The sequence below is a fragment of the Daejeonella sp. genome, assembly GCF_037719425.1.
Classification (GTDB): Bacteria; Bacteroidota; Bacteroidia; order Sphingobacteriales; family Sphingobacteriaceae; genus Daejeonella.
The window spans coordinates 3,603-18,731 of the sequence record NZ_JBBJNI010000078.1; the positions used below are offsets into that span (position 1 = coordinate 3,603).

Below are 15,129 nucleotides of genomic sequence, written 5' to 3' on the forward strand. Positions count from 1 at the left end.
CCATAAACATTTTCCAGGCTATGGATAAAAGCTGCACCCGCGGGAACGGCTTTACAATAACAAGCTCGAACTTTCCATCATCGAGGATGCCGTGGGGGTTTATTACCGCCCCGGTGCCATATTTCATGGCATTAGCAAAGGTGATCGAAACACCTTTCGTCGAAAGTTCCTGCCCATCATAGGCAATATTAAAGCGATAGCTTTTCAAGAAGAACATTTCCCCGAACAGGTGCTTGGCGTAGGTTAATTTTCCACGTTTGGGATCTTTTTCAAAGCGTTTTACCACCCGTGCGTTTAAGCCTACATCGGCAAGGTGGATACAGATCTCCCCATTGATATCAATCAGGTCGATGGTTTGTTTCTTCCCTTTGGAAAGGAGCTTTAAGGCTGCATTAATATCGGTAATGCTGAGCTCCTTTGCCATTCCGTTGGCAGAGCCGTAGGGGATAATGGCGAGGGTGATCTTTGTATTGGCAAGGATCGCGGCGAGGAGCTTTACTGTGCCGTCACCGCCAGCCGCGGCCACAATAGACGGGCGGAACCTTTTGACCTCGGTGGTGATGCGTGATTCGTCATCCCCCATCATGTTATAGATCTGGAAATCGAAATTCTGGGATGCGGCCTGTTCTGAGATCAGTTCTTTGAGGGTGTCCTCACGCGCTGTCCCTGACTTAGGGTTTATAACAAATAAGACTTTGGTACGGCTTTTTGCTGTCTTTACGGGCTGCTTCATGGCTAAAGCTTCTCTTTGACTTCGAGGAGAAACTGTTTCAGCTTTTCTAACGAGTCAATCACCTTTTGGTTTTCCTTAACCTCACCTTTATTATTCCGGATATGGTCTTTGGCGCCCTGAAGGGTAAAGCCTTTTTCCTTAACGAGGTTAAAAATGATCTTCAGGTTCTCCACATCGTCCGGCGTAAAGAGCCGGTTCCCTTTTTTATTCTTCTTGGGCTGAAGGATATCAAACTCACGCTCATAGAAGCGGATCTGCGAGGCGTTAACGTCAAACATCTCAGTGACTTCACCCATGGTGTAGTAGAGTTTGTTTATGTCGCGATCTTTGTAGGGCATGCAAGGCAAATTTGTGCCATAAATGTAAGATAAAATTCAAAAAGAAAAGAGGTTGAGGAAGTGCGAAATGCACCACGGTTTATTTAACCGCAGAGTGCGCAGAGTTTTACCTGCCTGACGGTAGGCAGGCGCAGAGAACGCGGAGTTTTTGATAGAATTAAGTAAGAATTCTGCGGTACTATTAGAGTTCAGGGGTGGGAAAATGATTGTGGCCATTAGCCGCATCGTTTTCCCATACTTTAAAAAAACGCCGTCATCCCGAAGGAGGCACGACTGAGGGAACTCCGGTACTCCGGTTTAAATTACGCAGGTAAAAATCTGCGACTTTTCCGGTTAATGCAGATCAGCTAAATGCAGCTGTGTGTGATAGATATCTTTCAAGACTTTTTGAAAAGCAATTCCTGTGCTAATGGATCAGTGCAGCCGTGTGCTTCGCTATAGTTTTGGCAATTACGCGGGAGGTGAATTTGAAATTTGGCAGGTGCCAAAAGCTGCCGCTGCGCCCCCGTTTAGATTACGCGGGTTTGTGGTTCTATTGAGGGAAGTGTCTGCACTGCGTTTTATTTAACCGCAGAGTGCGCAGAGTTTTACGCAGAGAAGACAGAGTGAAATTTTGAGTTTCGAAAACCTCCGCGCACTCAGCGGAAAACTCTGCGACCTCTGTGTTTAATTCTGTTCCATGCAATTAGAACCCCTTCAAATCTCATATCTCAGTTCATCTCCTTATATTTGCACCCATGACCACCAATGAAATACGACAGGGATTTTTAGATTTTTTTAAGGGGAAGGGGCACCAGATAGTTCCATCGGCGCCGATCGTGGTTAAAAACGATCCGACACTGATGTTTACCAATGCTGGCATGAACCAGTTTAAGGAAGTGTTTTTGGGTGAAGCCCCGATCAAGTACTCCCGGGTGGCGGATACGCAGCGCTGCCTTCGTGTTTCGGGCAAGCATAATGACCTGGAAGAGGTGGGAATTGATACTTATCATCATACCATGTTTGAAATGCTGGGCAACTGGAGCTTTGGCGATTACTTTAAAAAGGAAGCTATTGCCTGGAGCTGGGAGCTATTGACGGAAGTTTATAAGATCCCGAAGGATCAGCTTTATGTATCGGTTTTTGAAGGGGATGAGAAGGAAGGATTGGCGAAAGACCAGGAAGCTTATGATATCTGGAAACAATATATAGCCGAAGACCGGATCATTCCCGGGAACAAGAAAGATAATTTCTGGGAAATGGGGGAGACCGGCCCGTGCGGACCGTGCTCTGAGATCCATGTAGATATGCGCCCGGAAGCAGAGCGCTTGAAAGTTAGCGGCAAGTCGCTCGTTAATAATGACGACCCGCAGGTGATAGAGATCTGGAATAACGTTTTTATGCAGTTCAACCGCCTGAAGAACGGCTCGCTGGAAAAGCTTCCCAATCAGCATGTCGATACGGGCATGGGGCTGGAGCGTTTGGTTAGGGTTATCCAGAAGAAAAATTCGAACTACGATACGGATCTCTTTCAGCCACTTATTCAGTTTATTTCGGAAAAATCAGGAATTCCTTATGACGGCGACTCCCTCCCCTCCGGGGAGGGTTGGGGTGGGGCTGTTGCGATGCGGGTTATGGCAGACCATATCCGGGCGATCTGTTTTTGTATTGCCGATGGCACTTTGCCTTCGAACAACAAGGCTGGTTATGTGATCCGCAGGATCCTTCGCCGTGCGGTACGTTATTCATATACCTTTTTGAACTTTAAGGAGCCTTTTTTAAACCAGCTGGTGCCTATCCTGGCAGAGCAGTTTGACGGCGTCTTCCCGGAACTGAAGAAACAGCAGGATTTTGTACAGAAGGTGGTGCTGGAAGAGGAGAACTCTTTCTTGCGGACTTTAGCAACAGGGATACAGCGCTTCGAGCGTTTTGAAACATCAGATAAAGTGATCAAAGGCGACTTTGCTTTTGAACTATATGATACATTCGGTTTCCCGATTGACCTTACCGAGCTGATGGCGCGGGAGAAAGGTTGGTCGGTAGACATGGAGGCTTTTGAATCCGAGCTTCAGCAACAGAAGTACCGCTCACGTGCAGCTACTGCAATTGATACCAGCGACTGGGTTGTAGTAAGCTCCGGCGATGAAGTTGAATTTCTAGGCTATGACGAGCTGGAATCTGAATGCCAGATTTTACGCTACCGCAAGGTGACTGCCAAAGGGAAAGAACAATACCAGGTTGTATTGAACCGCACGCCATTCTATGCCGAAAGCGGCGGTCAGGCAGGAGACACGGGCAAACTGGAAGATGCTTCGCGCCTGTTTGAATACTCGATAACAGATACTAAAAAGGAAAACGGCCTGATCATCCATTACCTGGATACTTTGCCCGATGAGCTTGGCGGCTCGTTCTGGGCTATGGTTGATCCGTCAAAACGGACCAATACCGAGAATAATCACTCGGCAACCCATTTGCTGCATGCTGCTTTGAAGCAGGTTCTGGGAGCCCATGTGAACCAGAAAGGATCATTGGTTAATGACGACTACCTGCGCTTTGATTTCTCGCATTTTTCGAAAGTAAGTGCTGAAGAGCTGGGGGAAATAGAAAAAATAGTGAATATGAAGGTGCGGGAGAATATCCAGTTGAAGGAAGAACGCTCAGTGTCATACCAGGACGCGCTTAAATCGGGAGTTACCGCACTATTTGGCGAGAAATACGGCGACTTTGTAAGGGTGATCACCTTTGATGATCATTTCTCGAAAGAGCTTTGCGGGGGAACGCATGTTAAGGCAAGCGGACAGATCGGATACTTTAAGATAATTTCAGAGAGCGCGGTTGCCGCAGGGGTCCGCCGGATAGAGGCGATAACAGGTGAACGCTCGGAGCAATATCTTAACGAGCAGATAGGCCAGGTATCAGGCCTTAAAGAATTGCTTAAAAATCCAAAGGACCTTCAGAAAGCAGTAGAGACTCTTATTGAAGAGAACAACCGTCTGAAAAAGGAGATCGATAAAAATACCCTCGAGCGTTCTGCAGGATTAAAGCATGAGCTGGCCAAGCTGGCTGAGAACATAAACGGCGTAAACTTCCTTGCTCAAAAGGTAGAACTGCCGAATGCCGATGCGGTTAAGAATCTGGCTTATTCTATCAAAGATATCCTCGATAATGTGTTCCTGGTGCTTGCTGCTGAAACAGACGGCAAGCCTAGTCTAACCGTAATGATCTCCGAAGGAGAAAAACCTGAACGCAAGTAATGTCGTACGTGAACTGGCAAAAGAGATCCAGGGCGGCGGCGGCGGACAGGCGTTTTTTGCTACTGCGGGGGGAAAGGATTCTTCCGGATTAGAGAGAGCGTTAATTAAGGCGAGAACATTTATCAGTTGAGAGTGGAGAGTTGAGAGTAGGACAACGGTTATCGAATACCGTTGTATAAGCGCACACTGGCAACTCTCCACTCTCAATTTTCCACTCTCCACTCATAATAAGTATATTTGCATACAAATGACGAATGCCCTAGATACGGTTAAAGAAAAATACGAACTTGTAGTCGGGCTTGAGGTGCACGTGCAACTATCGACTGCGAGCAAGATTTTTTCTACAGACTCTGCAGGTTTTGGCGCTGGCCCGAATGAGAACGTCAGCCCGGTAAGCCTGGGCCTCCCGGGAACACTTCCAAAGTTAAATAAGAAAGTTGTTGAGTATGCCATCAAGATGGGGCTTGCAACAAACTGCGGCATAAATACCCATACCCATTTCGACCGCAAGCATTATTTCTACGCCGACCTTCCGAAGGGATTTCAGACCACTCAGGACAGCGAGCCGATCTGTAAATCAGGTTATATAGATATACAAACTGCCAATCAGACTAAATCCCGGATCAGGATCTACCGGATCCACATGGAGGATGATGCCGGCAAGAGCATGCATGATCAGGATGAGCATGATTCACTGATCGATCTTAACCGTGCAGGTGTTCCTTTGATAGAGATCGTATCGGAACCGGATATCCGCTCGGCTGCTGAAGCTGCAGCATATCTGAATGAGATCAGGAAGCTGGTGAAATACCTGGATATCTGTGACGGAAATATGGAAGAAGGAAGTATCCGCTGTGATGCAAATATTTCGATCCGTTTGAAAGGTGCTATAGAATACGGGAACCGTTGTGAGGTAAAGAACCTCAACTCGATCCGGAATCTACAGCGGGCAATCGACCATGAATTTGTACGCCAGGTGGGCATCATTGAAGCCGGCGGGCATGTAGAGCAAAACACACTTAACTTTGATGCGGAAACTGGCAGCACCAGTCCGCTGCGCAAGAAGGAAATGGCTAATGATTACCGGTATTTTCCGGAGCCGGATCTTCAGCCATTAGTTCTGAGCGAAGAATATATTAACGAAATTGCAGCTTCCATACCGGAGCTGCCTGCGGAAAAGATCAGCCGCTATACATCTGAATTCGGTCTTTCCGAGTACGACGCATCACTAATCTCAGCTGAGAAAGAAACGGCTGAGTATTTTGACGCATTAGCATCGCATACAGCGCATTATAAGTCGGCAGCCAACTGGATGAACGGCCCGGTGAGATCTCATTTGAACGAGCAGGGTAAAACGATAACAGATCTTAGTATCAAGCCGTATGACCTTGCAGGCCTGATCGCATTGATCGAGGCAGGGAAGCTGAATTATTCAGTTGCGGCTCAGAAAGTGTTTCCTGAGATGATCGCTAAGCCCTGCGTTTCAGCCGAAGCGGCAGCAATCGAACTGGAGGTACTAATCGATACAGCCGACGACGAGCTGAGCAGTATTATAGAAGAGGTGCTGGGAAGTTATCCCGATAAGGTAAAAGAATACCAGAATGGTAAAAAAGGCGTTTTGGGTCTTTTCATGGGAGATATCATGAAGAAGTCGAAGGGTAAGATCAATCCCCAGGAGGCAAGTAAATTAGTAGTAGAAAAATTAGAACATAAATCGTGAAGAAATTAATCATAGCAGCCTTTGGGGCAATCCTTTTTGCAGCATCCTGCAAAAACAGTAATGAGCTTAATATTACCGGGAAAGTTGAAAATCCCGGCGAGGTTAAGAAGATACTCTTATACGAAGCCGATTCACTCGTTGACTCAGCCTTCCTGAACGAGGAAAGCGAATTCAAATTCAGGCGTGTTGCACCCGATGCGAATTTCTATACCCTGGTTATCGGCGAAAAGAACTTCCTGATCATCGGAAAGAATGGCGAGGAGATCGATCTGAGGACCAATTACACGGATACGACGAACACTTACAGTATTGAGGGCTCTGATGAATCTATCAAGGTTCAGACTATTAATACGATACAGGCCGATTTTGGTAAGAAATATCAGGAGCTGCAGCAGCGGTATGCGTCAGAGGTGTCTAGAGATATGTCAAAGAAGGATTCTGTTTACAATGCGCTAATGCCGGAGTTCCAGGCGAACATGGACAAATACTCTGAGACCGTTTTTAAATTTGTTGAGGATAATAAAGATAACCTTGCAGCATTTTATGCGGCAGGTACCATAGATCAGAATAAATACGAGCTAGAATTGCTCAAATACGCTGAGGAGATTAAGACAAAATTCCCGAAGAACAAAGCCGTAATGTTATTTGTGGCCAAGATGGACGGATTAAAACCAGTATCTGTCGGACAGCAAGCGCCCGATTTCGTGTTAAACAACCCTGAGGGCATCCCGATCAAATTATCTGAATATAAAGGCAAGTATGTGCTGCTTGATTTCTGGGCATCATGGTGCGGGCCCTGCAGGGATGAAAATCCGAATATTGTAAAACAGCACAAAGCTTTCGTAGCCAAGGGCTTTGATGTGCTTGGCGTATCCCTGGACGATAATAAAGGTGACTGGATGAAGGCCATCGCCTCTGATAATCTCAACTGGAAGCATGTTTCTGATCTTAAGCGCTGGGACAGCAAAATTGCTGCTCTATATAAGGTGGAAGGGATCCCGGCTTCATTTATGCTGGATCGGTCCGGTAAGATCGTGGCTAAGAATTTAAGGGGAGTTGAGCTGGAGAAATTCCTTGCGGAGACATTGAAATAAGAATACGAAATTGTTAACTCATTGTGAGTCTTTACAATTTCTTAATCTACGCTTAACGCGATAGTGTAATTAACAGCTTACTTTTATAAAAAATAATCCATCTATGAGTACAGCTAAGCATAAGGTCCTGATTGTTGATGATGAACCGGATATCCGGGAATTGATAGAATACAGTCTGAAAAAGGAAGGTTACCAGGTATTTACTGCTACTAACGGCCAGGAGGCTGTAACTGAAGCGAAACGGACACTCCCTGATCTGATCATTCTGGATATCATGATGCCTAAGATGGATGGTATCGAAGCCTGCCGGATCTTAAGATCAATGAATGAGTTTAAGAATACATTCATGGTTTTCTTAACTGCACGAAGCGAGGAGTATTCTGAAATAGCAGGCTTCAATGTCGGCGCTGATGATTATATCGCCAAGCCGATCAAGCCAAGGGCGCTTGTGAGCCGTGTTAACGCTATATTAAGGCGGAATGTGCAGGCCGAAGCTGAAGAAGGCAATAAGCTGGAGATCGCCGACCTGATCATAGACCGTGAGGCATATCTTGTTTTCCGTGATGGAGAACGGATTACTTTAGCTAAAAAGGAGTTCGAATTATTATATCTGCTGGCCTCCAGGCCCGGCAAAGTTTACACCCGCGACGTTATCCTAAATGCAATATGGGAAGAGTCGGTTGTGGTAACTAACCGCACCATCGACGTTCACATCCGCAAGCTGCGTGAAAAGCTCGGCGACCGGTATATAAGTACGGTTAAGGGGGTGGGATATAAGTTTGAGGAGAAATAAGCCTACCTTTGCGGCATAATCCATTGCCCGTGAAATTCCCAGCATTCTCAGACCTCATCCTTTTTGAAAATAACAATCTTATTGTTGTCAATAAGCCGGCGTTTTTAAGCTCGCTTGATGACCGGGAAGGGGGAGAGATCAACCTTCTGCGTTTGGCGAAGCAATACTCTGATGATGCGCAGATCTGTCACCGGCTTGACCGGGAGACCTCGGGGGCTTTGATCATTGCTAAAAATCCGGAAACTTACCGCTTTGTTTCGATGCAGTTTGAACATCGCAAGGTGAATAAGGTTTATCATGCGGTAATTAATGGTACTCAGGTTTTCGAGGATCTGCATGTGGATCTTCCAATTTTGAACCTTGGCGGGAAGAATGTGGCGATCAATCGCCAGGAAGGAAAAGCAGCCGAAACGATCTTTAATTCACTCAAATACTATAAGCATTATACCCTGGTAGAGTGCAGGCCGATTACGGGCAGGATGCACCAGATCAGAATCCACCTGGCTTCACAGCGGGCTAATATTGCAGGTGATGAGATGTATGGCGGTCTGCCAGTATTTCTGTCCCAGATCAAACGCGGGTATAAGATCGGCAAGGATCAGGAGGAGCTTCCGATCATGAAGCGTTTTGCATTGCATGCAAGGCAGATCACTTTTAAGATCGACGAGAATACTGAGATGTCATTCGAGGCGCCTTACCCTAAGGACTTCGCAACCCTGATCAAGTTACTGGATAAGTTCGACGCTTAATTTGATACCGCTTCGTAGAATGAGGCGACAGCTTCCCATTCCGGGTCCGGTTCAAAAGTATACGAGGCAAAGCGCTTATTCTCATCCCTGATCTTATTCAGGATTGCCGATGCTTTCTTCTGGTCTTTGGAATTAATGTAAAGCAGAATGTCGCGGGTTCCGTTCATCGTGGTTGTCCCCACATGGCAGTATTTGAAAGCTGCACTCAGCTCCCGTATGATCCGGGATTGCAGCTCATGAAAAATCACAGCTTCTTTTTCTGTAGGGTGTCCGTTCTGATCCTTGTCGGTAGTATTTACCTGCACGAATAGTGAAAGCGGAAACATCGCTTTGTTCTTGTAATTCTTGTACTGCTTGTTTATAACCGCAATGCACGGCTTGCCATCAAGCTCGAACTTAAGGGTGGTGAAAACATCTTCGGGTTTTACGGCAGCAGGTTTCGGCTGGGCGGTATTCTCCGCTTTCTTGCTTTGGGAGCAGGATACTAAGGGGAGGAGGGAGAGTAGCAAGAGATAGAGGTTCTTCATTTTAAAGTGCATATAATTAACCGCAAAGTACGCCGAGTACAACGCAGAGTACGCAAAATACGCGCAACGTATAATATAACTTTAGCAAAGTTTTTCATCCTACTTTGCGAACTTTGCGAAAACTTTGCGTCCTCTGCGGTTACAAATCTCTGCGGTAAAACTCTCTGCCCAGCTAATATCCCAGTATTTTCAAAACCTGCTTACTATTCTGCTCTTCGCCAAAAACTTCAAAATTGAAAGTCTCATCGCGGTTTCGGCGAATAATAACATGCTTGGGAGAAGGGAGCAGGCAATGATGAATACCGCCATACCCGCTTAGTACTTCCTGATATGCACCGGTGTGGAAAAAGCCAAGATATTGTACCTTACGTGTTTTAGGCATGAATACGTTGTTCATGTGGGCTTCCTGGCTATAATAATCCTGTCCGTCGCAGGTAATGCCGCCAAGGTTGACACGCTCATATTCAGAATCCCAATTGTTAACGGGCGCCAGGATATATTTCTGGTTAAGGGCCCAAACATCGGGAAGGTTTGTAATGAAAGAACCATCCAGCATGAGCCATTTTTCACGGTCGTTCTGCTGTTTACGTCCTAATACTTTATATAAGATACCAGAAGCTTCCGCTACGGTGTATTTTCCAAATTCGGTAATGATATCCGGCTCGATCACATCGTGCTCAGCACAGATCTCTTTGATGCGCTTTACGATCTCGTTAACCATGTACTCATAGTCGAAATCGAAAACCAGTGAATCTTTGAATGGCATACCGCCGCCGATGTCAAGCGTGTCGAGGTCAGGGTTGACCTTTTTGAACTTGCAATACAGGGTCACGTATTTCTCCAGCTCGTTCCAGTAATACGGGGTATCAGAAATACCTGAATTAATGAAGAAGTGAAGCAGTTTCACCTTGAAGTTAGGTTTCTGGGCGATCTTGTGATTGTAGAACTCGATCACATCTTCCAGCCGGATACCAAGCCTTGAGGTATAGAATTGTGAGTCAGGCTGTTCCTCTGCCGCGATGCGGATACCGAGGATACAGGGGATATCTAATTCATCATCGTAGATATTGAATTCTTCCTTGTTATCCAGAACAGGCACGATGTTTTTATATCCATCATGAAGCATATCAATGATATATTGCTTGTACTGGAAGGTTTTAAATCCATTGCAGATAACCGTGATGTCTTTGTTTAATGAGCCTTTCTTTTCCAGCGCATCAATCATCGGCATATCAAATGCAGAAGACGTTTCAAGGTGAATATCGTTCTTTAATGCTTCTTCAACAATATGTCGGAAGTGCGAGCTTTTTGTGCAATAGCAATATTTGTAACTGCCCCTGTAGTTGTTCTTTACTATAGCGCCCTGAAAAAGCAGTTTTGCCTGCTGTATCTTCTTGCTAATGATAGGAAGGTAGGTAAACCTTAAGGGGGAACCGTAAGTTTCAATCATTTCCATGAGGTTTAAATCATGGAAGTAAAGCTCATCATCGATGATATCAAAACCTTCCTGGGGGAAGCCAACGCTTAAATCAAGAAACTCCGCGTAACTCTGCATTTTTTTATAATTTTGGCAAAGATATAAAAAGCATATAGCATAGAACATACACCAGCGTGTAAAAGTTTCTATCTGGGTTTTGCTAAGCACAAGGGATATGCGGGAATTAAGAATCATAGAAGTCAAGTCAGAAATTGGTGCCGGGACAAGAGGGTCAAGCCTTGGAAGCGATGCGATAAAAATTGCTGCACTTGACTTCGGGAGCCGTTTTTTCAAGCAGCACAAGCTGACCGAAATTCCAAATGAGAACCACCTGCTTCTTGAATCGTCCGGGAATGCACATGCTAAGCGGATCTCAGGTGTGCTGACAATGACAGAACGGATCGCTGATGAAGTTTGCAAAACTCTTCTGAACAAAGAATTCCCGGTCGTCCTTTCGGGAGATCATAGCTGCTCGGCTGGTACAGTATCCGGCATCAGGAAAGCCTTCCCGAAACTGAAGGTAGGAGTGATCTGGGTTGACGCACATTCTGATATTCATTCCCCTTATACTACGCCTTCCGGCAATATGCACGGTATGCCTATCGCGGTATTGCTGGATGAAGATAATTTAGAATGCAGGGTAAATACACCGGATCAGGAAACGCTGAATTACTGGTACCAGTTAAAGAATATAGGCAACATTGCGCCGAAGATAACTTATGGCGACCTTGTTTATATTGCCCTAAGAGATTTTGAAAAGGAGGAGAAATACCTGCTTGACAAAAATACGGTAAAGATCTACCCAATTTCAGTTATCCGTAAAGAAGGTGTTGAGAAGATTGCTGATGCAACACTGATGTATCTGGATCATTGTGATCTGATATATGTTTCATTTGATGTGGATTCACTGGACCCGTCACACCTGAAAGGAACGGGCACACCTGTACCGGGCGGTATGACCAAGACAGAAGCCGAAGCTTTGGTGGTGAAACTGGTGAGTAATAAGAAGGTTTGCTGCTTTGAAATCGCGGAAGTTAATCCAACGCTTGATAAAGATAATCTGATGTCGGAAAATGCCTTTGAGATTTTGCGGCATGCCAGCGACACAATACTTAACCTTTAGAATAGTACGGGGCTTTGCCCGGATAATATGGCGATAGAAGATAAAATAGTTCAGAATATTATTGAGGCTGTACAAGCGCTTTACGGTACAGCAGTTAAAGCCGATAAGATCGTAATCCAGGAAACCCGCAAAGAGTTTGAAGGTCAGATAACCGTCGTTACCTTTCCATTCACCCGGTTCTCTAAAAAGACACCCGAACAAACGGGCGTGGACATTGGCGAGTACCTAAAAGAACATCTTGTTGACGTCATTGATTTTAATGTGATCAAAGGCTTTCTGAATCTATCTATTTCTGATGAGTACTGGACAAATTGCCTTCTAACAAATATCCTCGATACAAATTACGGACAGTTCGAGCCGAACGGCGAAAAGGTAATGGTTGAGTATTCCTCGCCAAACACAAATAAGCCTCTGCACCTGGGTCACGTTAGAAATAACCTGCTGGGATATTCTGTCGCTCAGATACTATCAGCCAATGGATATGATGTGATAAAAGTCAACCTGGTTAACGACCGGGGAATCCATATATGTAAATCCATGCTCGCCTGGGAGCAGTTCGGGAATAATGAAACACCCGAAAGCACCGGATTGAAAGGTGATCACCTGGTTGGAAAATATTACGTCATTTTCGATAAGGAATATAAAAAGGAGATCTCTAAACTGGTTGCGGCCGGCCAAACGGAGGATGAAGCGAAGAAAAATGCACCGGTTATAAAGCAGGCGCAGGAAATGCTTTTAAAATGGGAGGCTGGCGATCCGGCTGTTAAAGAGCTGTGGGCAAAAATGAACGGATGGGTTTATGAAGGGTTTGGTGAAACCTATAAGAAGCTCGGCGTTGATTTCAAGAAATACTATTATGAGTCTGATACCTACCTGTTAGGTAAGGACACCATAGACGAAGGACTGGAGAGTGGGGTATTCTTTAAAAAAGAGGATGGCTCTGTCTGGATTGACCTGACAGAAGACGGTCTTGACCAGAAACTGGTTCTTCGTGCTGATGGCACTTCTGTATACATTACCCAGGATCTGGGAACCGCACAGCTTAAGTACGACGACTTCAAAATGGATAAGTCTATTTACGTGGTTGGGAATGAGCAGGACTACCACTTCAAAGTGCTTTTCCGGATCCTTGAGAAATTAGGCAAGAGCTGGGCAAAGGGGCTGTTCCATCTTTCATATGGTATGGTCGACCTTCCTTCAGGAAAAATGAAATCGCGGGAAGGAACTGTTGTTGATGCGGATGACCTGATGGACGAGATGATCCGTACTGCAAAGGAGAGGACAGAGGACCTTGGAAAAGTTGAAGGTTTTTCGGACGAAGAAAAAGGCATACTTTACGAGATGATCGGGATGGGCGCGCTCAAATTCTTCCTGTTAAAAGTAGAGCCTAAGAAACGCCTGCTGTTCGATCCTAATGAATCGATAGACTTTCAGGGCCACACCGGGCCATTTATACAGTACACTCACGCCAGAATCCGCTCGGTAATGGCAAAGGCTGGTTATAGTGGCAAATTGAGTCAGAGCTACACGCAGGCACTCACCCCTTTGGAAAAAGACCTGATTGTTACCCTTTCGAAATTCCGGGATGTGATTGCAGCTTCGGCAAAGGAATACAGTCCGGCGCAGATCGCAAACTATGTGTTTGAGCTTGCCAAGCTATTTAATAAGTTTTACCACGAAGAAAGCATTCTGAAGGCAGAAGAAGCCGACGTGAGAAATTTCAGGCTCGACCTTGCTTCGGCGACGGCCTCGGTTATTAATAAGAGCATGAGGCTGCTGGGGATTAGGGTGCCGGATCGGATGTGAGTTGGATCGGTGAAGATGATCGGTAATCAGTGTTCAGTAAACAGTAATCAGTAATCAGTGTTCAGTATCCATGTCGATAAAACGTTTGTTCTGATAGCACTGAATACCGATTACTGAATACTCTCTAACTACTCCTTCTAAATTTCTTCGAGATAACCAAGTCTTTACCACCTCCCTTATAATCGTAGAACCCGCTGCCGGACTTAACTCCTAATTGTCCGGAGGCAGCCATATTAACCAGGAGGGGCGAAGGTGAGTATTTAGGGTTTCCGAATCCGGTGTAGAGTACGTTCAAAATAGCGAGGCAAACATCCAGGCCAATGAAATCCGCTAGCTGCAGGGGTCCCATGGGATGAGACATTCCCAGCTTCATTACCGTATCAATTTCGGAAACTCCTGCTACACCTTCATGAAGGCATTGTATAGCCTCATTGATCATCGGCATCAGGATGCGGTTGGCCACAAAGCCCGGATAATCGTGGACCTCAACCGGCACCTTATGTATATCTGTCGCAAGGCTCATTATTGTTTTTGTAGTTTCATCGGAGGTGTTAAAGCCCCTGATAACTTCCACGAGTTTCATAACCGGTACAGGATTCATGAAATGCATGCCTATTACCTTGTCAGCACGGCTTGTTACACCGGCGATCTTAGTTATAGAAATGGAGGAGGTGTTTGAAGCGAGGATAGCCTTAGGTTTGCAAAGCTTATCCAGATCGGCAAATATTTTCAGCTTGATATTCATGTCCTCAGTGGCGGCTTCAATAACCAGATCTGATTCTTTCACCCCCTGATCCATTTGGGTGAAGCTTTTGATATTCGCGAGTGCCTCTGTCTTTTGTGCGGCGGTAATTATTTCTTTAGACACCTGCCTTTCCAGATTTTTATCGATGGTAGCCAGCGCAGCTGTGATCCTTTCTTGCGAAAGATCTATCAGGTTTACCTTGAAGCCAGACTGTGCAAAAGTATGCGCTATTCCATTTCCCATGGTACCCGAGCCGATCACTGAAATAATTTTCATCTGTATATAGTTGTTTTTAATGGTGATGAACCTGCCTGCGGCAGGCAGGCTCATGCAGATTTCATATAAAGAATATTTTTTGAAGAAATAAGATGCCAGAGCACCGATTGTATTTGGCAAAGGTAATAAATATCAAATCTCTTAGAAGCCGAAAAACGCGTGTGTTAATTTCAAAAAAGCCACTCTTTTCAAGAATAATTAATTCAAAATCTTTGTACCGTTACATTAAAAATAGTTCTCAGGGGCATAAACGATAATTAGCTAACTAATTAATAGTCAATTATTTGAAAAGGAAGTAATGTACATAGAAGTAATAGATCGTTTAAGAATATCCTTATCCGCAACACCTTTGTTACGCTAAGGTGACACGTCAAATACAGATATGTGTGCGAAAACAGCTATCCTTGCAAATTAGTACCCGTTGCCTATTGGGTATGCAACCAATTATTTAAATAAATTATTTGAAGTAGGCGTTTAGTTGATAATCATTTTATAGGTGAAGGGCGGTTTTTCGA

The 15,129-nt window shown here is 45.2% G+C and carries 11 protein-coding genes and 1 pseudogene; 7 read left to right on the top strand and 5 right to left on the bottom strand.

Annotation, left to right across the window (positions count from 1 at the left end):
- Nucleotides 1–733 (bottom strand): diacylglycerol kinase family protein (locus tag WKF69_RS11380; protein WP_340382005.1); only part of this gene is annotated, 733 nt, incomplete at its 3' end.
- A 2-nt stretch (nucleotides 734–735) separates the two neighbouring features.
- Complete coding sequence (locus WKF69_RS11385; RefSeq protein WP_340382007.1) at nucleotides 736–1,071, bottom strand: MerR family transcriptional regulator; 336 nt, start codon at nucleotides 1,069–1,071, stop codon at nucleotides 736–738.
- 737 nt (nucleotides 1,072–1,808) lie between these two features.
- Between WKF69_RS11385 and alaS the strand changes: the two are divergent.
- The 5 genes and pseudogenes from alaS to WKF69_RS11410 all read left to right on the top strand — a co-directional run bounded on the left by alaS (nucleotide 1,809) and on the right by WKF69_RS11410 (nucleotide 8,660).
- Nucleotides 1,809–4,434 (top strand): annotated as a pseudogene (gene alaS / locus WKF69_RS11390) (alanine--tRNA ligase).
- Nucleotides 4,435–4,551: 117 nt separating this feature from the next.
- Nucleotides 4,552–6,024 (top strand): Asp-tRNA(Asn)/Glu-tRNA(Gln) amidotransferase subunit GatB, encoded by a 1,473-nt coding sequence (gene gatB, locus WKF69_RS11395; protein ID WP_340382008.1) that lies wholly within the window; start codon nucleotides 4,552–4,554, stop codon nucleotides 6,022–6,024.
- Entirely contained in the window at nucleotides 6,021–7,118 is a 1,098-nt protein-coding gene (locus tag WKF69_RS11400; RefSeq protein WP_340382010.1) for a TlpA disulfide reductase family protein, read from the top strand. Before gatB ends, WKF69_RS11400 begins: the two co-directional genes overlap by 4 nt.
- Nucleotides 7,119–7,221: 103 nt before the next feature.
- Nucleotides 7,222–7,911, top strand: coding sequence for a response regulator transcription factor (locus WKF69_RS11405; protein ID WP_340382012.1), 690 nt, complete (start codon nucleotides 7,222–7,224; stop codon nucleotides 7,909–7,911).
- Between the two features lie 29 nt (nucleotides 7,912–7,940).
- Nucleotides 7,941–8,660 (top strand): RluA family pseudouridine synthase, encoded by a 720-nt coding sequence (locus WKF69_RS11410; RefSeq protein ID WP_340382014.1) that lies wholly within the window; start codon nucleotides 7,941–7,943, stop codon nucleotides 8,658–8,660.
- Here WKF69_RS11410 and WKF69_RS11415 read toward each other — a convergent pair.
- A complete protein-coding gene (locus WKF69_RS11415) occupies nucleotides 8,657–9,187 on the bottom strand; it encodes a DUF695 domain-containing protein (RefSeq protein WP_340382016.1) in 531 nt (176 codons plus the stop codon). The two genes, WKF69_RS11410 and WKF69_RS11415, sit on opposite strands and share 4 nt — an antisense overlap.
- A 172-nt stretch (nucleotides 9,188–9,359) precedes the next feature.
- On the bottom strand, nucleotides 9,360–10,742 hold the full coding sequence (locus WKF69_RS11420; protein WP_340382017.1) for an arginine decarboxylase: 1,383 nt from the start codon (nucleotides 10,740–10,742) through the stop codon (nucleotides 9,360–9,362).
- Nucleotides 10,743–10,839: 97 nt separating this feature from the next.
- Between WKF69_RS11420 and WKF69_RS11425 the strand changes: the two genes are divergently transcribed.
- A complete protein-coding gene (locus tag WKF69_RS11425) occupies nucleotides 10,840–11,787 on the top strand; it encodes an arginase (RefSeq protein WP_340382018.1) in 948 nt (315 codons plus the stop codon).
- Nucleotides 11,788–11,814: 27 nt separating this feature from the next.
- Nucleotides 11,815–13,593 (top strand): arginine--tRNA ligase, encoded by a 1,779-nt coding sequence (gene argS, locus WKF69_RS11430; RefSeq protein ID WP_340382020.1) that lies wholly within the window; start codon nucleotides 11,815–11,817, stop codon nucleotides 13,591–13,593.
- A 124-nt stretch (nucleotides 13,594–13,717) separates the two neighbouring features.
- Here argS and WKF69_RS11435 read toward each other — a convergent pair whose 3' ends face one another.
- Nucleotides 13,718–14,614, bottom strand: a complete 897-nt coding sequence (locus tag WKF69_RS11435) for a 3-hydroxybutyryl-CoA dehydrogenase (protein ID WP_340382022.1) — start codon at nucleotides 14,612–14,614, stop codon at nucleotides 13,718–13,720.
- Nucleotides 14,615–15,129 lie beyond the last annotated feature (515 nt).

Bases quoted from the DNA above. Each gene is read 5' to 3' on its own strand.
- WKF69_RS11435 (WP_340382022.1), bottom strand. From the start codon at position 14,614: ATGAAAATTATTTCAGTGATCGGCTCGGGTACCATGGGAAATGGAATA.
- WKF69_RS11405 (WP_340382012.1), top strand. From the start codon at position 7,222: ATGAGTACAGCTAAGCATAAGGTCCTGATTGTTGATGATGAACCGGAT.
- argS (WP_340382020.1), top strand. From the start codon at position 11,815: ATGGCGATAGAAGATAAAATAGTTCAGAATATTATTGAGGCTGTACAA.
- WKF69_RS11420 (WP_340382017.1), bottom strand. From the start codon at position 10,742: ATGCAGAGTTACGCGGAGTTTCTTGATTTAAGCGTTGGCTTCCCCCAG.
- WKF69_RS11415 (WP_340382016.1), bottom strand. From the start codon at position 9,187: ATGAAGAACCTCTATCTCTTGCTACTCTCCCTCCTCCCCTTAGTATCC.
- WKF69_RS11425 (WP_340382018.1), top strand. From the start codon at position 10,840: ATGCGGGAATTAAGAATCATAGAAGTCAAGTCAGAAATTGGTGCCGGG.
- WKF69_RS11385 (WP_340382007.1), bottom strand. From the start codon at position 1,071: ATGCCCTACAAAGATCGCGACATAAACAAACTCTACTACACCATGGGT.
- gatB (WP_340382008.1), top strand. From the start codon at position 4,552: ATGACGAATGCCCTAGATACGGTTAAAGAAAAATACGAACTTGTAGTC.